Origin of the sequence: Leptospira fluminis, from assembly GCF_004771275.1 — a bacterium.
Taxonomy (GTDB): Bacteria; Spirochaetota; Leptospiria; order Leptospirales; family Leptospiraceae; genus Leptospira_B; species Leptospira_B fluminis.
The window spans coordinates 230,679-253,307 of sequence record NZ_RQEV01000008.1 but is presented as its reverse complement, the minus strand read 5'-3'; the positions used below and the strand labels follow the sequence as shown (position 1 = coordinate 253,307).

Annotated in this window: 20 protein-coding genes; 13 read left to right on the top strand and 7 right to left on the bottom strand. The window is 48.3% G+C overall.

The genetic code is table 11. The annotated features are described in order from the left end of the window. Positions 1 to 30: 30 nt before the first annotated feature. The 6 genes from sucD to EHO61_RS07840 form a co-directional block, all read right to left on the bottom strand. Positions 31 to 915: a succinate--CoA ligase subunit alpha gene (gene sucD / locus EHO61_RS07865; protein WP_135813081.1), complete on the bottom strand. Its 885-nt coding sequence runs from the start codon at positions 913 to 915 to the stop codon at positions 31 to 33. Between the two features lie 30 nt (positions 916 to 945). Further along, positions 946 to 2,118, bottom strand: coding sequence for an ADP-forming succinate--CoA ligase subunit beta (gene sucC, locus EHO61_RS07860; protein WP_135813080.1), 1,173 nt, complete (start codon positions 2,116 to 2,118; stop codon positions 946 to 948). A 431-nt stretch (positions 2,119 to 2,549) separates the two neighbouring features. Next, positions 2,550 to 2,996, bottom strand: coding sequence for a DoxX family protein (locus EHO61_RS07855; RefSeq protein ID WP_135813079.1), 447 nt, complete (start codon positions 2,994 to 2,996; stop codon positions 2,550 to 2,552). Positions 2,997 to 3,207: 211 nt separating this feature from the next. Beyond that, complete coding sequence (gene ruvA, locus EHO61_RS07850) at positions 3,208 to 3,846, bottom strand: Holliday junction branch migration protein RuvA (protein ID WP_135813078.1); 639 nt, start codon at positions 3,844 to 3,846, stop codon at positions 3,208 to 3,210. Positions 3,847 to 3,860: 14 nt separating this feature from the next. Beyond that, positions 3,861 to 4,865, bottom strand: coding sequence for a hypothetical protein (locus EHO61_RS07845; protein WP_135813077.1), 1,005 nt, complete (start codon positions 4,863 to 4,865; stop codon positions 3,861 to 3,863). Positions 4,866 to 4,946: 81 nt separating this feature from the next. Next, on the bottom strand, positions 4,947 to 6,044 hold the full coding sequence (locus tag EHO61_RS07840; RefSeq protein WP_425460338.1) for an MBL fold metallo-hydrolase: 1,098 nt from the start codon (positions 6,042 to 6,044) through the stop codon (positions 4,947 to 4,949). 103 nt (positions 6,045 to 6,147) lie between these two features. On the opposite strand from EHO61_RS07840, the gene EHO61_RS07835 reads away from it, so the two are divergent. From EHO61_RS07835 to EHO61_RS07775, 13 genes are all read left to right on the top strand, one after another. Continuing rightward, on the top strand, positions 6,148 to 7,068 hold the full coding sequence (locus EHO61_RS07835; protein ID WP_135813075.1) for a fatty acid desaturase family protein: 921 nt from the start codon (positions 6,148 to 6,150) through the stop codon (positions 7,066 to 7,068). 206 nt (positions 7,069 to 7,274) lie between these two features. After that, on the top strand, positions 7,275 to 10,376 hold the full coding sequence (locus tag EHO61_RS07830) for an efflux RND transporter permease subunit (RefSeq protein WP_135813074.1): 3,102 nt from the start codon (positions 7,275 to 7,277) through the stop codon (positions 10,374 to 10,376). Between the two features lie 99 nt (positions 10,377 to 10,475). Continuing rightward, on the top strand, positions 10,476 to 11,402 hold the full coding sequence (pyrB, locus tag EHO61_RS07825; RefSeq protein WP_135813073.1) for an aspartate carbamoyltransferase: 927 nt from the start codon (positions 10,476 to 10,478) through the stop codon (positions 11,400 to 11,402). A gap of 60 nt (positions 11,403 to 11,462) precedes the next feature. After that, a complete protein-coding gene (locus EHO61_RS07820; RefSeq protein WP_135813072.1) occupies positions 11,463 to 11,822 on the top strand; it encodes a DUF2203 domain-containing protein in 360 nt (119 codons plus the stop codon). Positions 11,823 to 11,832: 10 nt separating this feature from the next. Further along, on the top strand, positions 11,833 to 13,059 hold the full coding sequence (locus EHO61_RS07815) for an LL-diaminopimelate aminotransferase (protein ID WP_135813071.1): 1,227 nt from the start codon (positions 11,833 to 11,835) through the stop codon (positions 13,057 to 13,059). Between the two features lie 57 nt (positions 13,060 to 13,116). Beyond that, the gene (locus tag EHO61_RS07810; RefSeq protein WP_135813070.1) at positions 13,117 to 14,172 is read left to right on the top strand and encodes an adhesin OmpL37 family surface protein; all 1,056 of its coding nucleotides are present in this window, start codon (positions 13,117 to 13,119) and stop codon (positions 14,170 to 14,172) included. A gap of 11 nt (positions 14,173 to 14,183) precedes the next feature. Continuing rightward, the gene (locus EHO61_RS07805; protein WP_135813069.1) at positions 14,184 to 14,852 is read left to right on the top strand and encodes a PROCN domain protein; all 669 of its coding nucleotides are present in this window, start codon (positions 14,184 to 14,186) and stop codon (positions 14,850 to 14,852) included. A 127-nt stretch (positions 14,853 to 14,979) separates the two neighbouring features. Beyond that, on the top strand, positions 14,980 to 16,098 hold the full coding sequence (locus EHO61_RS07800) for a helix-turn-helix domain-containing protein (protein WP_135813068.1): 1,119 nt from the start codon (positions 14,980 to 14,982) through the stop codon (positions 16,096 to 16,098). Positions 16,099 to 16,317: 219 nt separating this feature from the next. Next, positions 16,318 to 17,727: a transcription termination factor Rho gene (gene rho, locus EHO61_RS07795; RefSeq protein WP_135813067.1), complete on the top strand. Its 1,410-nt coding sequence runs from the start codon at positions 16,318 to 16,320 to the stop codon at positions 17,725 to 17,727. 22 nt (positions 17,728 to 17,749) lie between these two features. Then, complete coding sequence (rpmE, locus tag EHO61_RS07790) at positions 17,750 to 17,950, top strand: 50S ribosomal protein L31 (protein ID WP_135813066.1); 201 nt, start codon at positions 17,750 to 17,752, stop codon at positions 17,948 to 17,950. Between the two features lie 64 nt (positions 17,951 to 18,014). After that, on the top strand, positions 18,015 to 18,812 hold the full coding sequence (locus EHO61_RS07785) for a pentapeptide repeat-containing protein (protein ID WP_135813065.1): 798 nt from the start codon (positions 18,015 to 18,017) through the stop codon (positions 18,810 to 18,812). Further along, the gene (locus tag EHO61_RS07780; protein WP_135766423.1) at positions 18,796 to 18,987 is read left to right on the top strand and encodes a hypothetical protein; all 192 of its coding nucleotides are present in this window, start codon (positions 18,796 to 18,798) and stop codon (positions 18,985 to 18,987) included. The genes EHO61_RS07785 and EHO61_RS07780 overlap by 17 nt, the downstream gene beginning before the upstream one ends. A 32-nt stretch (positions 18,988 to 19,019) precedes the next feature. Further along, positions 19,020 to 20,897 carry an esterase/lipase family protein gene (locus EHO61_RS07775; RefSeq protein ID WP_210415317.1) on the top strand — a complete coding sequence of 626 codons (1,878 nt, stop codon included), beginning with the start codon at positions 19,020 to 19,022 and terminating at the stop codon, positions 20,895 to 20,897. A gap of 56 nt (positions 20,898 to 20,953) precedes the next feature. Here the strand turns inward: EHO61_RS07775 and EHO61_RS07770 are convergent, their stop codons facing one another. Further along, positions 20,954 to 22,615, bottom strand: coding sequence for an alkaline phosphatase family protein (locus EHO61_RS07770; protein ID WP_135813064.1), 1,662 nt, complete (start codon positions 22,613 to 22,615; stop codon positions 20,954 to 20,956). Positions 22,616 to 22,629: the final 14 nt, after the last annotated feature.

Genomic DNA, 22,629 nt, shown 5'->3' with positions numbered 1-22,629 from the left:
TCCGATTCTGATCCCGAATTTAGACCGGTATTAACCGATCGCTTTCTTCATTTTTTCGCCCACTTCAGCGATGGATTGGCAGACATGGATGCCCGCTTCGGTCATGGCTTTCATTTTGGACGACGCCGTTCCCATTCCGCCGCTGATAATCGCTCCGGCGTGCCCCATCCTTTTTCCCGGTGGAGCCGTTTGGCCTGCGATGAACCCTACGACAGGTTTTTTCACATTGTTTTTGATATAAGCTGCCGCTTCTTCTTCCGAGGTTCCGCCGATTTCCCCGATCATTACGATCCCTTTGGTTTCGGAGTCTTCATTCAAAAGTTTGATCGCTTCCGTATGATTCATTCCGGGAACAGGGTCTCCTCCGATTCCGATTACGGTGGATTGTCCGAGTCCATGCTGGCTTAACTGCGCTACGGATTCATAAGTCAGGGTTCCGGAGCGGGAAACGATTCCGATATTTCCAGGTTGGTGGATGAAACCGGGCATGATTCCCATTTTTACGCTATACTTCGGAGAAATGATCCCCGGGCAGTTCGGTCCGATCAAACGGGTTTTGGAACTGCGAAGAGCGCTGTATACCTTGAGCATGTCATGGGTCGGAATTCCTTCCGTAATACAGACGACCAAAGGGATTTCGTTGAAAATTCCTTCTAGGATCGCATCCGCCGCAAAGGGAGGGGGGACGAAAATAATGGAGGCATTGGCGCCTTCTTTTGCAATTGCGTCTTTAAGGCTGTTGAATACGGGAACCGCTTTGCCTACCAAATCGGTGGTCGTGCCGCCTTTTCCGGGGGTCACTCCAGCAACTACGTTCGTACCGTATTCCAGCATTTGGGTCGCGTGAAAAGATCCTTCTTTTCCGGTGATTCCCTGGACTACGACTCGGGTATTGTTATCTACTAATACTGCCATTCTTGATTATAACCTTTTTTGTCCGTTTCCTTATTGAATCGATTGGCCCACTTTCTTGGCCGCAGTGCGCAGGTCTTCTTCCGCGATGATGTTTAAGCCGGATTCGTTCAAGATCCGTTTTCCTTCTTCCGCGTTCGTTCCTTTTAGGCGCACTACCAACGGAACGTTGATGTTTACCGCTTTCGCGGCTTCTATGATTCCGTTCGCTACTCGGTCGCAACGTACGATCCCGCCGAAAATATTTACGAAAATTCCTTTTACGTTCGGATCTCCCAGGATGAGTTTGAATCCGTTCGTAACCGTGGTCACGTTCGCTCCGCCGCCTACATCCAAAAAGTTAGCGGGCTCCGCTCCGGCCAATTTTACGATGTCCATGGTCGCCATCGCCAATCCGGCTCCGTTGACCATGCAGCCGATGTTTCCGTCCAGTTTTACGTAATTGATATTGTATTCGCTGGCCTTTACTTCAAGAGGATCCTCTTCGGAGATGTCCCGGAAAGCCGCGTTGTCTTGGTGACGGAAAAGCGCGTTTTCATCCAGATCGATCTTACAATCTCCCGCAATGATTTCGTTTTCTTTCGTCAAAATCAGAGGATTGATTTCCAAGAGGGAAGCGTCTTCTTTGATGTACGCCTGGTATATGGAAGTCAAAAGAGCCTTAAAGGATTTGTGGGATTCCGCCGGCAAGCCGAGGTCGAAGGCGAGTTGGGAAGCCTGGTTCGGCTGCAGTCCGATTCCCGGATCGACGGCAATTTTCAGGATTTTTTCCGGATGGGTTTCCGCCACTTCTTCGATCTCCATTCCCCCTTCTGTGGATGCCATAATGATGGTTTTGCGAATGGAACGGTCCAGAAGGACACTTAAGTAATATTCTTTTGCGATATTAATTCCCTGCTCCAAATATACCTTCAGGACTTTTTTTCCTTCCGGTCCGGTCTGAGGGGTTACCAATTGCATGCCTAAGATTTTATCGACTGCGGCGAGGGCGTCTTCTTTGGTTTTGGTTACCTTGACTCCTCCGCCTTTTCCGCGCCCTCCGGCATGGATCTGAGCTTTCACAACAACGACTGGAGTTCCCGTTTTTCCAGAAACTTCGTCGTATGCTTTTGCTCCGTCTGATTTTTGATCGATAACTACGCCGAAGGGAACCTTCGCGTTATGGCGTCTCAGGATTTCTTTCGCCTGGTACTCGTGAATTTTCATGCATTGGCCTTTTTGTTGGGGTTGATGAATGGATACAAAATCGCTTTTTCTAAGGATTTTCGCCCGGAATTTCCTGTCTATCGTTATTAGGTGCCGGGAATCGAGGGTGAGAAGTTTAGGCAGTAGTCTGGGGTATTAGAGTGTTAGGGTTTTTTGTTTTCGGCCCCCGCCCAGGTTCGGGTGGAGGAGGTGGGCTCGTGGGCCAAGTCGACAAATGCCTATCATAAAAACGATTTTTTCGCAAGCTTTTTTGAGTATTATTTGTTGCAGGAGGTCCTGCAAGGGAATCGATTCGATTTCCATTGACATTCAGAAGTATTTCTGCTACTTCCGTTTTTTGCGAAACCACCGCACCGGCCCCCGCCCAGGAAGGGCGGGGAGACCTTACCCAGCAACGGAATTTTTCGAATCCTTTGCCCGAACTCTTCTCGTTAAAGCAATCCTAGAAGCCAGGTATCCAAGGAATATATCCCGCCACCGGTTATCCCGAGAGCGACTGCAATTCCGATTCCGAGAAGATGGTATTCGTATCCTTCTCCTTGTTGCGCCCCGAACCAGTTCATGAAAAATCCATGTTGTCTATGGACGAGGAGGGTGGCTCCCAGCAGAATGATGCCGATGCTAATCGCGGAAAAACGGGTTAAGAATCCGAGCAATAAGGCGACCGATCCGAAAGATTCTCCCAAAATCACCAAAACAGCTATGATTCCCGGAAGTCCGGCCTGCTGCGTCATATATCCGTATGTGCCTTTGAAGCCGTAGCCGCCAAACCATCCGAAAAGTTTTTGGGCTCCGTGAGGAAAGATCACCACGGCCAAAATAATCCGAAGCAAAAAAGGAACTAAGTCTTCCTTCGTGTAAAGAAGTGCTTCTAACATTGTTTCTTCTCCTGCCATTCCCTTAAAAAGAAAGGGAATGGTTCATGTTTTAATGCTTTAAATTTAAACTATTTTGTCAACCCATTTCTTTTTGTCTTGTCGATTTTTGAGAAGGGGGAAAGGGAAACAGAAGCTGAATTATGTCTCGATCATGAGTATTTTCGGTTGGGAATGATTCTGGAGTCTCGGTGTATCTATCAGAATTTGAGGATCAAAGGTTTTTTAAGATTTCCCGGATGAGTTCGCCGGTGTCGGTAAAGGATTGTTTTTTCAGGTGTTTTTCCACTTCTTTCGCGGCGGATTTATCATCGAAACCGAGCTGTACTAATGCTTGGATTGCAGTCTCCTTGAAGCGGTCCGCAGGAGAGGGAAGAATGTTCGATCCGAATTCCGAGGGGATGGGATCTGCAGGAGTTCCTTCCAAGAAGAGTTCCAATTTTTTCTTATTTTGTTTCACTTCGAAAAAGATCTTTTCCGAGGTTTTGGACCGCACTTTAGGAATCTTTTCCAGATCTTTTGCCTGACCGGAAGAGACGATTCCGTACAATTCCCAAGGGGTGAAGAAGGAAAGCACTTTCAAGGCTGTCATTTCTCCTATCCCATGCAATCCTTTAATGACTTTAAAAAATTCCTTGTCACGTTCGTGAAGAAAGCCGAAGAGACGTTGTCCCCGTTCGGTAATCGAATGGTAGATGTGCAGCCTCACGTCTTTTTTTCCGGCCGCAGAGTTCTCCTTCAATTCCAAATACGTTTTAAAGGAAATCGTAATTTCGTAAGTGATCGATTGCACATCCAAATGAACGGCATTCACTTCCAATTTGCGAATAGAACCTTGCAGGCCGGAAATCAAATCGGATCCCTCTCTTAAAAAGTGATACCGGCCGAGCCGATAATTTCCATAAAATCGAAATTCTGGGTCGCTCTGTCTTTACTTCTACCGTTTGTAAGGATATTCGTAAGATCTATGTATCCTCCTCTTCCCCCGATTTCGATAAAGAAGGAACGGAAGAAATCGAGTCTTGTTCCGACGTAGGCCGTGACTCCGTAACCCGACAAGTGGAAGTGATTGTTCTTTCCTTCTCCGAAAAGGCGAACATCGCTACGGCAAACCACCGGTCCGCCGCCGGCGGAACCTACCAAGCTGAAAGCGTGCTGTCCGTCTTTAGAAACCCAGAAGGAGTTCGTAAAACCGGGTTCGATGAAGAAGAAATTCAATCCGTCGGTGTGCTCAAACTTCAAAAAATCCGGAGTGATGTTGACCGTTTGTCCTCCTCCGTGGTATCCGGCGAATTGGTTCAGGTTGTTCGGAAATGCATAGAGATAAACGGCGGATTCCGGAGAAGTCCCGAATCTTGCCCGCTGGATCGCCAACGGATCTATGTATCCGGAAATGGTTCCAGCCTGACCGGGAGTCATCACGTATTTCATATGATCCTCTCCGATGGAGATGAAAAAATGATTCGTAATGTAATATGCGAATTTGAAGTTAAATTGAGGTGTTTCCCACAGATTAATGTTTACGTAGCTGGAATCCACGCTTTGCGGTTTGTCCCTAGCATCCACCCCTTTGAGAGTGAAATGGTATCCCGGACCCCGGAAGTTGATATCGCTTTGAGAGTATGAAGTGCGATTGTAACCCCATTGGAACGTCCAGGTTCCTTTTCGTTCATCTACTCGTCTTTCCGCCTTCTTCGTTTTAGATACGTCTTCCTCGGGCTTTTCCTCCGCGATTGCCATAGGAACCGTAGGTGCATCGGATTCCTTCGCATTTGCTCCGGGCACGCATATCAAAGCCCCTAGGAAAATCGCGCTTATATAATAAGCGAAATAAGGTTTCGAATTCGCTTTTGGGAAAAAAATATTTTTCATATCTTAAAACCGTCGTCTCCGTTGTGAAAATACCAGAATTCGGAGAAAGAAAAGGACGGCTATTTATTTTCCGAATGTCAATTATTCTAAATCTATCCCGCTGCCTATGGTCCAAGGTAGAACACGAACTCCGTTTTTGTTCCCCCAGGAAATTCCCGTATAGAGCGGGTTCAGTCCTTTTATGTCCGGAATTTCGGGAAAATTCAATTTTCCTTTCAGATCCATGAGGGGCTCCTGGGGAAGATCGTCTCCGAGAGGGAAGGTTCCCCAATGGATCGGAGCAAAAGATCTCGCGTTTAGATCTAAGGAGGCGGTTAGGGCTTCGTCCGGTCCGATATGTGCGTATTTCATGAACCATCTAGGCTTGTAGGCGCCGATGGGAAGAAGGGCTAAGTCGATCGGCCTTCCCAACATCTTTGCAATTTCTTTAAAATGAATGGAATATCCGGTATCTCCGGCGAAGTACAGAAGTTTTCCATTGGCTTCGATCGAGTAACTTCCCCAGAAATACTGGTTCGTATCATTGATTCCCATTCTGCTCCAATGATAGGCGGGAAGAAAGGTGATTTTTACGGAATCTTGCTGCGTTACTTGTCCGATTTCCTGCACTTGCACAAGGCCCAATTTTTCATCCGAAGAAAAAGCCTTCATGCCCGAAGGTAGAAGAATTTTTAATCCCGGATTCTTTTCACGAAGGTACCTGAGGCTGGGGCGATCCAAATGATCCCGATGAGCATGACTGACTACGACTAGATCCACGGGGGGAAGCGCTTCCTTAGGTATCGGAAGAGGAATCCAGCGATCCACTAATAGAGGAGATTCGAATATGGGATCGGTCAGGATATTTACCGTTTTCCCTCCCGAATTAACGGAAACCCAAACGGTGGCGTGTCCGAACCAGACAACTTTGACCGTTCCCTCCTTGGCCAAAAGGCTGGAAGGGGTTCTTTCCAAAACCATAGGGGGTTCTTTGTCTAGATTAGGAAGGGCGAGCGGGTCATGTGGACCGAGGAGTTTCCATTTGAGTACGGAAAAGAAAGATTTGCCGTTCAGTTCCTCATCGGGAGCTAGATTTCTAAATCGTCCGTCCTTGTAACTAGGGGATAGATTCCGGTCGGGATCGAGGGGAAAGCAACCCGACAGAAATACGGTAGAAACGATTAAAAAGACGGATTTCATTTTTATCATATTGCATAATTGGACGGGACGCTCGGAAAAAGGGAGAATTTTTTCCTTCGAAATGATTGCTTTGCAAAGCCTTTTTGCGGATCTAGATCGATAGATGTCCGTTTCGACCGTACTACCAAGTAGAGAGCTCCCGACTCGACAGAACATTCGTATCGCGTGGGGGTTAATCCTTTTTTTCGCAGGCCTGTATTTTCTGATTCCGATTTTGTTGAACCTCTTCCCGGATACGGTCGGTATCGGAGTCTTTTTTGCCGTGGTGAGCGGTCCTCTCTCTTATCTGCTTTGGAATTTGATCCATGAAAGTATCCACGGGAATTTTTCCAACGACCGCTCTCAAAGTCAATTTTGGGGAAGAGTTCTCGCAATCGTATTCGGAACACAGTTCGTCGTGCTGAAGGCCAGTCATTTGATGCATCATAAATTTAACCGAGAGCAGGGAGATCGGATCGAATTCTTCGAAGCCGACTCCGGTCGTCCCAGATGGATGCAAAGTTTGAATTACTATTTCAGAATCACGTTTGCTACGTATCTGTTCGAAGTAGGAATCGGTTTTGTCCTCTTTCTTCCCTCGGCTTGGTCGAAAAGAATCTCTGAGAAGACAGTTCGCTACCCGATCGAAGAGGCTTTTTTTAAATGGGTATTGAAACTAGAAATCCTTTCCGAGATTCGAAAGGATTTATTATTAACATTTTTATTATATTCCTTTTCTTTTTGGCTGTATGGACGCTATTTCTGGATTCTTTCGATTCTGTTGGTATTGCGCGCTTTCTTCGTTTCCTTTTTCGATAACGCCTATCATTATGCGAAGGAGATCGATAATAAGAATTCGGCATACAACCTATGGCTTCCGGATCGTCTCAGTCGCTGGTTTTTGCATTTCAATTATCACAGAATCCACCACCGATTTCCCGGTGTTCCGTGGAATCGTCTACCGAAGCAGATGGAGACTGTCGGCGAGTTTTGGGACAGAGGATTTTGGGGGCAAGCATGGAGCCAATGGAAAGGGCTGATTTAGGCAGTAGTCTGGGGTATTAGAGTGTTAGGGTTTTTTGTTTTCGGCCCCCGCCCAGGAAGGGCGGGGAGACCTTACCCTATCGCAACCCCTCTCTCTCGACTTCAGTCGGAATCAGAATTCCGACTGAAGGACAAGAACTGAAATTTCTTTCTCTTCCCTTGACTGGAGCGACAAGTTTCCGAAATTAGGCCTTTGGACGAAAGGCAATGCGAGATATTATAGAATCCTTTATTCGAAATCGGTTATTTTTGTATTTAGGGACTGCTTTCGTCTTTCTTGCCGGCTTAGTTTCACTATTGGGACTTAGGAGGGATACTTTTCCGAACGTGGACATGAAGCAACTCGTGATCACGACGAAATTTCCCGGCGCTTCCCCGGCCGATGTCGAATTGAGGGTCACATATCCGATCGAAGAGAAAATCAAGGAGATAGACGGAATCGATGAGATCCGTTCTTTTTCCCGGAATTCCGCTTCGGACATCGACGTACGCGTGAGTTTGGAGGAAAAGGATCCAGAAAAAATCCTAGATGAGATCCGCAGAGCGGTCGATAGCGCCACCTCCGAATTTCCCATTCAAGTCACGGAAAAGCCGAAAATCACGGAGCGCAAATCCAGTTCCTATCCTATTTTAGAATTTTCGGTTTTCGGAGGAAAAAACGAAATCGAACTGCATACCACCGCGGAGTTTATAGAAAGGGAGTTGGAAAAAATTCCCGGAGTGGCTCGCGTGGATGTTTTCGGTAAAAGGGATCGTGAGTGGCATATCCTAGTCAACGCGAATCGCCTCAAGCAGTACCAGTTGGATTTATCCGACGTTACGAATGCGATCCGGAACCGAAACGTAAACCTTCCCGCCGGCTCTGTCGAAACGCAAGTAGCCTTCGATCTCAGGATAGACGGGGAATTTCGGGAACCTTCGGACATTTACAAAGTCCCTCTCCGAACCAACGATTTCTTTTCCAAGATCCCTCTCGGAAATCTGGCACGAGTGGAAGATACTTTCGAATATCCCCGTTTTCTTGCGATCGCAAACGGCGAGCAAGGATTGATTCTGTCCGTTGTTAAAAAGGAAAGGTCGGACGCCATCGATACCGCGGACCAGGTGAGAAAGAGATTGTCCGAACTCTCCGCAACCGTCCCTCGGGAAATAAAAACCTTAACGTTAAGCGACGAGGCCAAACGGACATCCAAACGATTGGACGTCGTCTCCTCCAACGCTCTCATCGGATTCTGTATCGTTTTCGGAATCCTTTTCTTATTTTTGGATTTTAGAACGGCCACGCTGACTTCGCTTTCTCTTCCCATCTCCATGTTGATGACTTTCGCCGTGATTCCGTTCTTCGATGTTTCCTTTAACATGATCTCCATGATGGGATTGATCATCGCGTTAGGTATGTTGGTGGATAACTCCATCGTGATTTCGGAGAATATCTATACCTATTTGGGAAAAAATCTGGATTCCTTTTCGGCCTCCGTCAAGGGAACGATGGAGATGATGGTTCCGATTTTCGGATCCTATCTGACTACCGTAGCCGCGTTTCTTCCCATGCTATTTATGACCGGAATCATGGGAAAATTCGTATGGCAGATCCCTCTCGTCGTAATCGTCGCCTTGACAGCGAGTTTATTGGAGTCTTTTTTGTTTTTGCCGGCAAGAATCAGCGCCTTCGCCAAGACACCCGAAGAGCTGAAACGTTCGTCCCGCCTCAGGAAAAATCTGGATTCTTTTTTCCATAGGATGGAGGAGAAGTTCTCCGATTTTATCGCGTTTTGCCTTCGCCATAAATTTTCCTCCTTCATAATTATCGTAATCCTGATTTTTCTTTCCTTTTTCGCTTTGGGTAGAATGAAATTCATCCTTTTCCCTAAAGAAGACATCGAAATCTTTACGGTTAAGGCGGAGTTTCCCAGTTCGTACCGGATCTATCAGACGAGAGAGAAAATGAAATACATGGAGACGGTGATCCGAAAGATTCCGGCCAACGAACTCGTAAGTTATTCCATCAAGATAGGAGTACAACAAACGGATCCGGACGACCCTCTTTCCAGATTCGGAGAAAACTTGGGAGTCGTTCTAGTGTATCTGACTCCGGAGTCGGATCGAAAACGCAAAGCGAGCGAAATTCTGGCTTCTTTGGAATCGGATTTCAAAAAAACTCCCGGGTTGGTGGGCGTGTACATGGAGGAGTTCGGGGCGGCTCCTCCGATCGGTGCGCCGATCACGGTTTCTATTTTAGGAAAAGATTATGGACAGCTCGAAAAAGCCTCCCTCGAATTGCAGAACTTCCTAAAGACGATTCCGGGCGTCCATTCTATCCGGGACGATTATCGTTACGGAAGAAAGCAGATGCAGATTCGTTTGGATGAAGGATTGGAAAGTTTTACCGGCATTTCCAGTTTTGCCGCCGCAAATACTCTAAGGGCCGCCTATGACGGAGAAAGAGCCGGTACCGTTCGAAAGGGAAGGACTAAAATCTATCTGAGAGTCCAGTACGATCAGGATTTTAGAAAGGACCCGGAGGAAATCAAACATATTCCGCTACGGAATAAGGCCGGAAACATCACCCACTTGGCTAAGATTTCCAAAATGGAACTCGTCGATTCCCCCGAACTTCTTTCCCATAGGGATTTCGAGAGAGCGATCACGGTCAACGCGGACGTAAAAACGGAACAGATCACGGCTCACGAGGCTAATTCCAAAATCATCCAGGAATTCAAACCTCTCATCGAAAGGCAGTACCCCGGGATTTCCCTCGCATTCGGGGGAGAAGAGAAGGATACCCAGCGTTCTATGGAATCTCTAGGAAAGGCCGGAATATTGGCCTTATTCGGAATTTTTGCGATTCTCGCTTTGACGATGCAGAGTTTCTGGCGCCCCTTCCTGATTCTAAGCACGATTCCTTTGGGAATTACCGGGATCGTGATCGGTTTTCCTCTTTCGGGTAAGGCGATCAGCTTTTTGGCGATGATCGGGATCATCGGGCTTGCGGGGGTTCTCGTAAACGCTTCCATCGTTTTAGTGGATTGTATCGATTCCGTCCAAAAAGGATCCGAGGAGTCTCTGGATTCCATACTTTTGGAAGCCAGTCGCAGACGTTTTCGACCGATTCTTCTTACGACCTTGACTACGGTAGCGGGGATACTTCCTACGGCTTACGGATTGGGCGGAACGGATCCGGTTCTCGTTCCGATGACTTTGGCTTTGGGCTGGGGGCTCGGGTTCGGAACCTTGGGGAGCTTGATCTACGTTCCGATCATGCTTTCCGTATTCCAGAGATTTTCCAAAAAAAGAAAAATCCACCACTAAGTCGTTTTTTTCTCCGACGTAAGGAAACGGATCGGGAAGCGAGTAGAAAAATCGAAATCTCTTGCGTACCATTCGGCCCATCGCATCCTGGCCTTCGGAATGGCGTACGATCACAAGAATATTCTGGATACGGAACAATTCTCTAAAGAGGACTTGGATTTTCTAGTGGACCAAACCCGGGAAATGGAACGGTCCATAGAGGCAGGAAAGGCGTTCGGAATTCTGGAAGGAAAATTGCTGGCCTCGCTTTTTTTCGAAGCCTCCACTCGGACCAGACTTTCCTTCGAGGCGGCCATGGAACGTCTAGGGGGGAGAGTGATTTCGACCGTAGGTTTCCAATTCTCCTCCATCTCGAAAGGAGAAACTCTGTATGATACCATGAAAATGGTGGAAGCTTATGCTGATATAGCCGTGATTCGTCATCCAGTGGAGGGTTCTTCCAGAATCGCCGCAGGAGCAGTGAAAATTCCGGTCATCAACGCGGGAGACGGGGCAGGGCAGCACCCCACTCAGGCACTTTTGGATCTGTATACGATCATTTCCGAAAAAGGAAAACTGGACGGTTTGACCGTGGCCTTTATCGGGGATTTAAAATACGGCCGTACCATCCACAGCCTGATCAATCTTCTCCGACATTATAAGGTGCATCTTTATTTGATTTCCCCGCCCGAGTTGTCTCTGCCGGAATCCTATAAAAAGGGACTTTCCGGATTTCCGATCACGTTCGAAGAGAGTGAGGACATCAAGAAGGTCTGGGAATGCGACGTGGCTTATGTGACCCGCATCCAGGAAGAAAGATTTCCGGACCATCGGGAATACGAGAGATTGAAAGAATCCTTTAAGGTGAATAAGGAACTTATACTCGCTTCCAAAAAAAATACCACCGTACTGCACCCTTTGCCTAGAGTGAACGAGCTTTCCACGGACGTCGACGACCTTCCGAATGCCGCGTATTTTCGACAGGCTAAATATGGAGTGGTAAGTAGGATGACCTTGCTCTGTCTTTCTCTCGGAATAAAGCTTTAGTACGGCGATTTTAGTCGGGAATGTCCTCGTCGGAATTCTAATAGGGAATCGGATTCTTAGATGGAACGTAAAATCTGGACGTACGAAGAAGCCCGAAAAATTCTGCCTTATGTCCGTTCCATCACGGAAGAATATTATTCTTCCGTAAACGAGCTTCACAGAGAGCTCAAGGATGAGATCCTGAGAGAGAACGAACAGGAAGCCAAAGAGGCGCAGTTAGAGGAATTATTGATCGATTGGGCGGAAAAGATCCGCGATCTCGGAGTGGAAGTCAAGGGTTTGTGGCTCGTGGACTTCGACAACGGAAGCGGTTATTATTGCTGGCATTTGGGGGAAGAGGATCTTTTGTTCGAGCACGGCTACGACGAAGGCTTTTCCGGAAGGCGGCCTATCCGGGACAACGACGAGGAAAAGGAATAGCGGAAGGACTATGGCGAATATCAACGAAAATTATCTGAAATTGAAAGCGGGATATCTTTTTCCGGAAATCGGAAGGAGAGTGAAGGCATATTCAGAAAAAAATCCCGGGGCGAAAATCATCCGCTTAGGAATCGGAGACGTTACTCTTCCTTTGGTGCCGTCCGTGGTGGACGCGATGGTTCAGGCTTCTCGAGAAATGGGAACGTCCGAAGGATTTCACGGTTACGGTCCAGAACAGGGATATTCTTTCCTTCTAAAAGCGATCGCGGAAAACGACTATGCTCCCCTCGGAGTCAAGCTGGACGAAAGCGAAATTTTCGTTTCAGACGGATCCAAGTGCGATTGCGGAAACATACAGGAGATTTTCTCCAACGACGCAAAGATCGCGATCGGAGATCCGGTGTATCCCGTTTATGTGGATACGAACGTAATGGCCGGTCGTACGGGGGAAGCGGGACCGGACGGACGTTATGCGAATCTGATTTACATGCCTGCGACCAAGGAAAACGGATTTCAGCCCGAGTTTCCGAAGGAACGCCCCGACCTGATTTATCTCTGCTATCCGAATAACCCCACCGGTACGGTCGCTTCCAAGGAATCTCTAAAAGGCTGGGTGGAATTCGCCAAAAAGAACGGAAGCATCCTATTGTATGATTCGGCTTATGAAGCCTATGTATCGGAGCCGGGGGTTCCTCGTTCCATTTTCGAAATCGAAGGGGCTAGGGAAGTCGCCATCGAGTTCCGTTCCTTTTCCAAGACGGCCGGTTTTACCGGTTTGCGTTGCGCCTACATCGTAATTCCGAAGGAATTGAAGGGCAGAACCAAAGGAGGGCAGGAGGTCTCCATCGCTTCTCTTTGGAGTCGTCGCCACACTACGAAGTTCAACGGGGTTTCCTATGTTACGCAAAAGGCGGCGGAAGCCGTGTATTCCGCAAAGGGAAAAAAAGAAATCCAGGAAAGCATAGCGATCTATATGTCCAATGCAAAAGCGATCCGGGAAGGGTTGCAAAAAGCCGGCTATGATGTGTTCGGCGGAGTCAATGCGCCTTACATTTGGTTAAAGACTCCGGAGGGATTGAGCTCTTGGGATTTTTTCGATCGTCTGCTGGACAAGGCCCAGGTGGTCGGGACCCCGGGATCCGGTTTCGGACCGGCGGGAGAAGGATATTTCAGGCTTTCCGCCTTCGGTAAAAAGGAAGACGTAACGGAAGCGATCCGTCGGATCTCTTCTCTTTGACCCAAAAAAAGTAGGCAATTTTTTCGTTCTAACCGATAGTCTAGATGGAAGTACGCCATGGGTCCGAATCGTTTTAGAATCTTTGCCATCCTCCTTACCGTTTTTCTAGTCGGCGGATTGTCCGATCGGGTCTTAGGGGTTTCCCCGGACCAGACCAATTTGGCCATTCTGATCGACGAGAATAAGCTGAATTTGAAATTCATCAATATATGCGCGAGCAATCTTTCCCCTCCTATGAGCGAAGAGAAAGGAGTCAAACCGCAAGCGAATACTCCTACTGCCGCGGAGAACGCCCAAACCGGGCAAAAACCCGGGGGAACCGCTCCGGCAGGAGAGGAAGAACTCTACAAAAGACTGAACACGCTGGACAATTACCGTTCCTTCAAGAAATCCAACCAAGCGGATTTTAACGGGAATATGTGGTATTTCCAGGGGAATTATAGCCTTTCCTACCGAAATTTGAAATCCGCTCAGGCGGAAATGAAGGACCTCTTTCAGGTGATCCATGAGAATTATGTACGTTCGGCGCGGATCCTACTGGAAGCGGCTTCTCCGTTGATCATCCGTTCCAACGATAAAATCGCGCAGCACCTTTTAAAATTGGGCTTCCGGGATCTGAAATCCTCAGAGGACAGTTTTACTTCCGCTTATAATTCCTCTCCGTACCAATACAGGGTCAAATTAGTACTCCACGGGGAAGGAATCAAGGTCGCGAGAAGGGCGAAGAGATTCGCCATTCTTGCGATGATTTCCGCTAAGACTCCGAACGACGACAAATCCGAATATCGTTTCGTGAACTTAGACGAAATGAGAAACGCCGCGGAAAAAGAGAATATCTCCGACTACGATCGGATCCGAAATACGTTGATCGACTATATTGATAACGAGCTGATCAGTCAAAAAGTGGCTCCTCCGGGAGAAGTCAAAACGAATCCGATCGACTTGCTGGAGACCCATGATGATAATTATAGTTTTATCACTAATGGGCGGGTTTCCTTTTTGGAAAAAAGCAACGAGGAAATCCGTCTAGACGACATGAACCGCAAGGAAGCTCTTCCGCCGATTCCTTCTTCCGACTCGAATGCCGGCCCGGCATCGAATTCCGGAAAGTAAAAGATTTCGTCATGGATCTGCCTACTCCTGCGGAGATCAGTTCCTTAAGGAGCGGGCGGAAATTCCTGAAATGGACCGCTTGGACGGTAGGGATCGCCTTGGTCTTCCTCGTTTGGGGTAAGATCGAATCCAACCAATCCCTGACGTTCCGTGAGAGAAAAAAAAACGTAGATTCCAAAGTCCGCGTCCTCCGAGAAATGAGGCGTTCTTTCGCTTTCTCCGAATTGGACAAAGATATGGATAGATTGGAAAACTTCATATCGGATCTGGAGGCGGCTTCCAGAGCCGGTTCTGTTCAGGAGAGAACGGAAGCGTTAGTTAACATAGAAAAGAATCTACCCGAAATTTTAAAGCGTTGGTCCGAATTTACGGAAGTTTCCTCGGACAAATTATTGCAGTACGTGGTTCGGGAAAGTCAGCTCTCCAAAATGGATCCGGAAGAAAGGCATCCGTTAAAAGCGAAAGAGAAGGAGCTAGCGCAGAATTATTTTCGGATGGCCAGAGAGGAATGGTTGGCCGGAAACAAGTTCCGCAGAGACGGAAATCATCTTTATTCTCTAGTACTTTATAAACGTTCCTTAAAATATTCCCTTTCCTGTCTCAAGGCTTCCAAGTTGCCCTATCCGGAAGAGTATAAAAAAGCGGGCGATCGTCTTTTGGGACAAAACTCATCTCGCTAGATTCCCGCGCGAAAATTTTTCTCCGGAGAAAAAAACTCCTTTCAAGAAGGAAAAAAAGGGAAGAATTTTACCGGTAAATCGGGAATAGAAGTCATTTCAGGGAAACTCTTTTTCCCGAAATCCGCTGATGAAAATCGAAGGTCTCTACAAACATTTTCTGTACACTCCGACCGGGTTTCTTCCGGTCTGGGAGGAAGGCTCCGGATTGCTCGGACTTCTTCCCAAAGAAAGAGTGCTTATGGAGTTGGCGGACCTTAGCGTTGCGGATCGGGAATTCACTCGCATTCCGGAAGAATATCTGATCCGGGAAATTCCGGAAAGCCTCCTCGGTTATTTTCAAAAGCAAAGGACCATTCCAGTTCTGAATTCCTTCGGAGAAAAAAAGGACGAGTGGGACAAACCCCGTTTGATGGCGGAGCTAAGCCGTTCTTCCTGGGTGGTGGAGCAGGAGGAAAAACGGACTTCTTCTCCGGAAAATTCCGCGGAGGATCGAGCCAAGCAAAGCCAATGGTTTATGGAAGTGATTCTCCAGAATTTTCCCGACGGGCTTTTGGCCACGGACCTGGACGGACATACCGTTTTTTATAACGAGACGTTCGAATCGGAAGTGCTCCCACGGAAATGGTTCCGGGACAGCATTCTGCAGGCCGAAAAACTTCTGAAGGAAATGTCGAAGGATTTATTGGGAAATTATCTGAAGGCCCATGAACTCCGATTGGACGAGGGTAAAATTTCCGTCCAAACTTTCGTAACGGATCTGGAATGTCTGGTTCGAGTCTCGGTTTTGAGACAAAAGGGGAAACCTCTCGGATACCTGTATCACTTCTCTTCGGTAGGCACGAAACTGAACGGAGCGGACGGGGAAGGGTTGGAATTTCCCTCGGTGACGGAGGCCTTCGGCCAAAAACTTCCTTTGGAAACTATGTTAAAGGAAGTGGAAGGAAGCTATATCTACCATACCTTGAAACGAAACCAGGAAAACGTGTCCCACGCGGCATTAGACCTCGGCGTTCCCCGAACCACATTGCAGAATCGAATCAAGTTTTTGGATCTGGGGAGTCGATTTAAGTTGAGCAAGGACCAACCGATCCCTCGAAAAAAAGTGGGAAAATCCGCTCTTCCCAAAAAGCCCCAACCCGTTCCGAAAGCGGTCGTACCGGAACCGAAGTCTAAATCCTCGGCCAAGAAGAGGACTCCTAACCCTAAGAAGAAAAGCGCCTCCAAAAAAAAGACCAAAGGAAAATAATTTCATTGACACGGCGGGATGAAAGGGAATTCTCCAGAAAGAGAGCTGACCTTCGTTCCTTTCTCTGAGTCTATCCCCACATAGAAAGTAGATGGGTTTTCGGAGCGAATTTAAATCCGATCATTGCGGATCCTCTAAAATAACCCGCTCTTAATCTTAAAAATAAATCTGAAAGGCGTAGCTCCTTACACCTTTAATAAAAAATCTAACGGTATCCTGATGGCTAACCCAAGACGAGATTCCAAGCCCAAAATCAATCTAGACAATCAAAACGAATCCAACGAAGACGAACCGAATTTTCCGGAAGACGATCCGGAAACCGCAGAGATCCGAGCCCGCAAACGTCGTAGAGGGGCTTATGACGGACCTAGTCCGGCTCCCATAGATTTGGTCGCTTTAAAAAAGACTTCGATCAACGAACTCATCGAAGTGGCAAAGAATTTGGGGGTGGAAAATACGGGAGGCTTGAAAAAGCAGAACCTGATTTTCGCCATTCTCCAAGCTCAGGCCGAACGGGAAGGACAAGTACATGCAGCAGGAGTAATGGAACGACTCCCTGACGGATACGGGTTCTTGCGCTCTCCGGACTATAATTATGTTCCCGGTCCGGACGATATTTATGTTTCCCCCTCCCAAATCAAACTTTTCGGTCTCCGAACCGGAGATACGGTAGAAGGGCAGATCCGTCCTCCGAAAGAATCCGAACGGTTCTTTGCCATGCTCCGAGTGGAGACCGTCAACGGTTATACTCCGGACGTGGCGAGCAAGCGCGCCCTCTTTGACAACCTGACTCCTCTCTATCCGAACGAAAGGCTGCGCATGGAGCACGATCCTTCCCAATTGGATACCAGGATCGTGGACTTGATGTGCCCGATCGGAAAAGGCCAGAGAGCTCTGATCGTCGCGCCTCCTCGTACGGGGAAGACCATTCTGATGCAAAACGTGGCGAATGCCATTACCCGTAATCATCCGGAAGTGACTCTGATCGTTCTATTGATCGACGAGCGACCGGAAGAGGTGACGGACATGGCCAGAAACGTTAAAGGGGAAGTGGTCAGTTCCACGTTTGACGAACCTGCAACCCGGCACGTTCAGGTGGCGGAAATGGTCATCGAAAAGGCAAAACGCCTCGTGGAACACGGACGCGATGTTGTGATCCTGCTGGATTCCATTACCCGTTTGGCCCGGGCCTACAACCAAGTCATTCCGACTTCCGGAAAGATCCTCTCCGGAGGGGTGGATTCCAATGCTCTTCATAAACCCAAGAGATTTTTCGGGGCTGCCAGAAACATTGAAGAAGGCGGTTCTTTAACGATCATCGCTACCGCTCTCGTGGATACCGGTTCTAAAATGGATGAAGTGATTTTCGAAGAATTCAAGGGAACCGGTAACATGGAGATCCATCTGGACAGAAAGCTTTCCGATAAACGGATCTTCCCCGCCATAGACATCAACAAATCCGGAACTCGAAAAGAGGAGCTCTTGCTTCCTAAAGAGATCCTGCAGAAAGTATTCGTGCTTAGAAAAGTGCTTTCTCCCATGAGCATCACGGAAAGCATGGAATTATTGCTGGAGAAAATGAGGCAATCGAAGACTAACGAAGCCTTTTTGGCCAGCATGAACGCCTAATTACAGGGGACTGGAGGAAATTATGAAAACGGACATTCATCCAAAATACGCAGACGCCAAGATCCGCTGTGCCTGTGGAGCGGTGTACGAAACCCGTACCACAGTCGGTGATATCCATGTGGAGATTTGTTCCGCTTGTCACCCGTATTTTACCGGTAAATCCAAGGTTCTCGATACCGCGGGCCGCGTAGACAAATTCAAGAAAAAATATAAAATGAAGTAATCGTCCGGATTTCCCGGACGGTTTCCGTGTTTTCCCAGTCTAAGCTATTGCCGGAGGCGCATTCATGAAGGTAATGGATTTCGACAGATATAAGGAAATCAACGACCAGAGATTGAATTACCGTGAAATGGAGGACGCCACCGTCGTCTCCAATTACCGGAACGTAGGTTGCGGCGACGGTTACAGAATCTATCTCAAGATCGGTGAGGATCGGATCGTGTCCGACGCGAGTTACACTACGACGGGTTGCGGTTTCGGAATCGTTGCCTTGGCCATGGCAACGGAGATCGCCAAAGGAAAATCCGTGGACGAACTCAAGCAAATCACTCCCGAAGATGTGGAAAGGCTGTTCGAGTTTCCGGAAAGAAGAAAGAATTATCCTGAGTCTGCGGTCGCGGCGCTCCAGCAGGCGATCCGTGATTTCGAATCCGGTTCGGGAGTTCCGAAAGAAAGAAGAATCACGGCTTCCAAAGCGAAGGAACTCCTACAAACTAATGGAACTCTGAAAGGAGAGGATCTTTCCTCCATCATTCTGGAAAAAGAAGACCTGCACGGAGTGGATTTTTCCGGAGCCAATTTGAATAACGCATTCCTGACCAATTGCAATTTCGAAGGAGCGAATTTCGAAGGAGCCCGTTTGAGAGGCGCTTTCTTAAATTCCGCCAATCTGAAGGGAGCCAGCTTGAAAGGCGCCGATTTAAGATGGGCCAAACTTGCCGGCGCGAAAATCGACGGCGCGGACTTTACCGACGCGATCTACGATATAGGCACCCGTGTGGACCAAACCCAAATTCATATCTTTTCCAAAATGAAGAAGGAAGGAAAAGACGTTTACATGGAGAAAGATGAAGTCGGGAGATAAGGTCAAGCTGACCAAGAGAAGCTTTTTGCTGAAAGGCGTCATCGTCTTGACCGGGGCCCAGGTGGAAATCCAGGAGATCGACGGAGACAAGGTTGTCGTCCTGTACAACGATAGGGAAGGATACCCGCATACGATTTCCGACCTGAGCCTTTCCGATCTGGCTCCTTTGGATTAAAAGACATTCGGGTTTTGGGAGTCGCCGTTTTGGTGAAGCGGAGTTTCCGACCTTCTTTTCCGCTTTTTCTACTGCTTCTATTTGCGGCGGCTCATTGCGCCACCTATTCCAAGAAGACCTATTCCCAATACGAACAGGAAAACCTGGTCCGATTGAACGCGGTAAACCACGAAGGTTTGAGCGAACTCACGAAGCAATTTCTGAAAAGTAACGATCTTTACGAAAGTTATTCCGAATATCCGAGGTTGGTTATTTACGACTTGGATAATCGCCTGACCGCTACCAAGTCGCGTAATCTTGCCTATTATTTGTCCGAGCTTTGTTATCATTCCGGAACTTCCCTTGATCCGGAAGACCCTATGTTCTCTCGCATGTTCGCGTCAGCTTTGGTGTACTCGTACACTTATTTGTTCGATTCCAATGCGGTGCCTTCCGAGCCGGATCCGTTCGCGATGGAATTCAGGTTTGCATTGGACACCTACAATCGTTCCCTCACGCAGCTTGTCCGTTTTGCGAAGAGAAATCGGAAATTGGCAAGAGTAACCGATCTGAACGTCCATTTGGTTCGCGGGACATTGACGATGGTGGACGTCAAAGTGGAGACAGCCTGGACTCCCAAAAGTTTTTTGCAGGTAGAAGTTGCGTGGGATTACAAAGTCTCGGGTTTTTCCAATCATATCCGAAGGGAAGGGATCGGAACTCCGTTGATTTTGGTGCGGAAGTATCCCGAACTGGAGGCCGCGGAAAGAAGAAAGTACGAATTCGTGGGTGGAGTGGGCCAAGCGTATCCCGGTACTGCTTTCCTGAGTCTGGAGGAATCCTATCTTGAAAATCGGAGCTTGGAGTTGAAGGCTACGATCCATCTTTACGATCCGGTTTACCGGAACCGCATCGAGTTTTCCGGCTTGGATCTTCCGATGGAAAGCGATACCACGACTCCTTTGGCGTATATGCTTTCGGCCGCCCAAAAAAAGGACGGTTTTTTATCGGCATTCGACGGAGAAGCGGGTCGAGAGAAGCGCGGGTTGTATTTCGTTTATCCGTACCGTCAGGATAAGATTCCGGTCGTCTTCGTACACGGATTGGCGTCTTCTCCCTTCGTATGGTTTCCGATGATAAACGAATTGCTCGCGGACCCGGAGATCAACGGTAAATACCAATTTTGGGTGTATTGGTATCCGACAAGTAATCCGATTCCGGTTTCCGGCGCGGAATTCAGGGAAACGTTGTACGATCTTCGCAAAGTCTACGATCCGAAGTCCGAGCATGCCGCTTTCGATAAGATGGTCTTGGTAGGTCATAGCATGGGCGGAATCCTCGCGAAGCTGATGGTGATTCGGAGCAGGAAGGAGGAATGGCTGCGGGAATCGAAAGTGGATCCCGCTGCATGGGCCGCCGCCCCTGCCGATTTGAAAAAACAACTAGCAAGACTTTTCGACTACGACCCTGTGCCCTTTGTGAAGCGGGCGATTTTTATCGCGACCCCGCACAGGGGCTCCTCTTTGGCGGAAGGATTCTTGGGAACCGTTGCACGGCTTCTATTCGTTTTACCGAAAGGCGTCGCCGACAATTTGGGGAAGGCGTACCGATTCCTGACCATGGATAAAAATCAGGACGATTTCGTTTCCGAAAAATACGGCGTCGACAGTCTTTCCCCGCAGAGCGTTTTTATGAAAGTGACTGCGGAGAAAGTTCCGGCGGTAAAATTCCATTCCATTATCGGAAATTCTAGGTTACGGGATTTGGATTGGATCAACGATTCCGTGGTTTCCTATGACAGTTCCCATCTGGACGGGGCAGAATCGGAATTGCTCGTCCCTTCTGAACATTCCGTTCAAAGTCATATCCCCACATTTTTGGAAGTGAAAAGGATCTTAAGGGAATACGGCGGGTCGGAATCTAAAAATTGAGATTTTTGTCCGTTCCTTCCTTTCACAAAAAGGAACGGACAAAGAGTTATGCGGGATCAATCCAGAGGCAGGATTTCTCCATCCAGTTTTTCGCTCGGTCGGATCCCTAGATATTTTGCGAGAGTGGGTGCGATATCCGCCACCCGAGCCGGCTTCAGAATTTTTTTGGCGGACCAGGGACCCAGAAACAGAATAGGAACCTTACGATCATAATCGTGAGGGCTTCCGTGGTGGACCAGGTATTCGAATTTATCCGTATCCCCTACGACGGTGAACGGTTTGAAGGCGACGAGAATATCTCCGGATCGTCCCGGCACATAGCTCAGCTTCAGTCTCTCTTTAACGGAAAATTGTCCAGGATCGTTTTGGGTAGGGAGATTCGTTTTTTGGAGTTCCTCTCCCGAGTAAGCCTCTAAGACTCCCGGCATGGTCTTCAAAGTTTCTAAGGAAACCTCGAGTAACTTTTCCTTGGAAACTCCGGCTTTTTTCAGATCGTATGCAGGGCGAACGTATATCTGAGAAGGATCCCGTATCTTCCAGAACAACTCAGCTTGGCCCGTTTTCAATTTTGCGGAGACTTCCCGAACGAATCTTCTCCTCCAGACATCCGGATCGATCCGACTTGCGTCCTTTCCGGATTCCATCAGACGCTCCGCCAAATCGGGAGCTCCGTGATCCGCAGTGAGTATGATCCAAGCGTCCGGATGTGAACTACGGATCTTTTCAATAAACGTTCCGAGGATTTCGTCCAGATGAAGCAATTGGTCCCGCATTTCGGGGCCTTGGTTTCCGAAGCCGTGACCGATATAGTCCGTGGCGGACAAGCCGATAGCTACGAGATCCGTGGTTTCTCCTTCTCCGAGTTTTTCCTCTTCTATCAGTCGGGTCGCACCTTCTAGAATCGCATCGTCGAAAAACGGAGTGGCTCTGTATCTTAGATATAGGCCCTTATCCAGCGCAGCCCCCGCTTTGTGGATCGCCTTGTTGTTTCCGGTGTATAGCGAATAGGTGCCGACCTGATATTTGCCCGCATTGAAATTTCGGTGGGCCGGAAGCTTCCAATTGATGTCTTCGGAGAATTTACTTAAAACTTTTTTGTTATAGTTCGTCAGCCAATCCGGTAACTGTTTTCCGTAATATGTGGAGGTCGTAAACGTAAAGGTTTCCTCGTCGAACCAGTAGGCCCCCGTGGGCTTTGCCCCGCCCATCAGCACGGCCGCTCTGTCTTTTCCGGAAAAAGCGAAAGCTCTCGAATTCGGAACCTGGGATTGGAGCCAGTCTCCTAGCGCGGTTCCGGCGAAATGTTTCGGACTGGCGCCGTTTGCTTTTTTCTTGGAGTCCAACAGGTCCGTGTCCTTGTCCGTGACGCAGTAGATCTCCTCTCCCGTTTCCGGGTCGGACCAGCTATTCTGGGTGATCTTCGTGCTCGCAGGGAACCTTCCCGAAAGGATAACGGAATGTCCCGGACCGGTTTCGGTAAATCCGTGCGCATGGTAGGCGTTCGTAAAATACACGCCTTCTTCCTGGAGAGTCTTGAAGCCCCGGGTAAATTCCCCTCCCCAGGTTTTCATCGATTTGGATTCGATTAGATTTCCTGCAAGTTGGTCCACGGAGATGACCACGATCAATTTCGGTCGCCCGGAAGAGGGTGCGGAAAATACGGAACCGACGGCGATCATCGCCGCCAAAAAGAATAAGATCGATCTGAGTCGTCGCATGCTCAGAGACTAAA

What these genes read in the sequence shown, in the direction of transcription:
- sucD (WP_135813081.1), bottom strand. Translation starts at nt 915, where the DNA reads ATGGCAGTATTAGTAGATAACAATACCCGAGTCGTAGTCCAGGGAATC.
- sucC (WP_135813080.1), bottom strand. Translation starts at nt 2,118, where the DNA reads ATGAAAATTCACGAGTACCAGGCGAAAGAAATCCTGAGACGCCATAAC.
- EHO61_RS07855 (WP_135813079.1), bottom strand. Translation starts at nt 2,996, where the DNA reads ATGTTAGAAGCACTTCTTTACACGAAGGAAGACTTAGTTCCTTTTTTG.
- EHO61_RS07845 (WP_135813077.1), bottom strand. Translation starts at nt 4,865, where the DNA reads ATGAAAAATATTTTTTTCCCAAAAGCGAATTCGAAACCTTATTTCGCT.
- EHO61_RS07840 (WP_425460338.1), bottom strand. Translation starts at nt 6,044, where the DNA reads ATGAAATCCGTCTTTTTAATCGTTTCTACCGTATTTCTGTCGGGTTGC.
- EHO61_RS07835 (WP_135813075.1), top strand. Translation starts at nt 6,148, where the DNA reads ATGTCCGTTTCGACCGTACTACCAAGTAGAGAGCTCCCGACTCGACAG.
- EHO61_RS07830 (WP_135813074.1), top strand. Translation starts at nt 7,275, where the DNA reads ATGCGAGATATTATAGAATCCTTTATTCGAAATCGGTTATTTTTGTAT.
- pyrB (WP_135813073.1), top strand. Translation starts at nt 10,476, where the DNA reads ATGGCGTACGATCACAAGAATATTCTGGATACGGAACAATTCTCTAAA.
- EHO61_RS07820 (WP_135813072.1), top strand. Translation starts at nt 11,463, where the DNA reads ATGGAACGTAAAATCTGGACGTACGAAGAAGCCCGAAAAATTCTGCCT.
- EHO61_RS07815 (WP_135813071.1), top strand. Translation starts at nt 11,833, where the DNA reads ATGGCGAATATCAACGAAAATTATCTGAAATTGAAAGCGGGATATCTT.
- EHO61_RS07810 (WP_135813070.1), top strand. Translation starts at nt 13,117, where the DNA reads ATGGGTCCGAATCGTTTTAGAATCTTTGCCATCCTCCTTACCGTTTTT.
- EHO61_RS07805 (WP_135813069.1), top strand. Translation starts at nt 14,184, where the DNA reads ATGGATCTGCCTACTCCTGCGGAGATCAGTTCCTTAAGGAGCGGGCGG.
- EHO61_RS07800 (WP_135813068.1), top strand. Translation starts at nt 14,980, where the DNA reads ATGAAAATCGAAGGTCTCTACAAACATTTTCTGTACACTCCGACCGGG.
- rho (WP_135813067.1), top strand. Translation starts at nt 16,318, where the DNA reads ATGGCTAACCCAAGACGAGATTCCAAGCCCAAAATCAATCTAGACAAT.
- rpmE (WP_135813066.1), top strand. Translation starts at nt 17,750, where the DNA reads ATGAAAACGGACATTCATCCAAAATACGCAGACGCCAAGATCCGCTGT.
- EHO61_RS07785 (WP_135813065.1), top strand. Translation starts at nt 18,015, where the DNA reads ATGAAGGTAATGGATTTCGACAGATATAAGGAAATCAACGACCAGAGA.
- EHO61_RS07780 (WP_135766423.1), top strand. Translation starts at nt 18,796, where the DNA reads ATGAAGTCGGGAGATAAGGTCAAGCTGACCAAGAGAAGCTTTTTGCTG.
- EHO61_RS07770 (WP_135813064.1), bottom strand. Translation starts at nt 22,615, where the DNA reads ATGCGACGACTCAGATCGATCTTATTCTTTTTGGCGGCGATGATCGCC.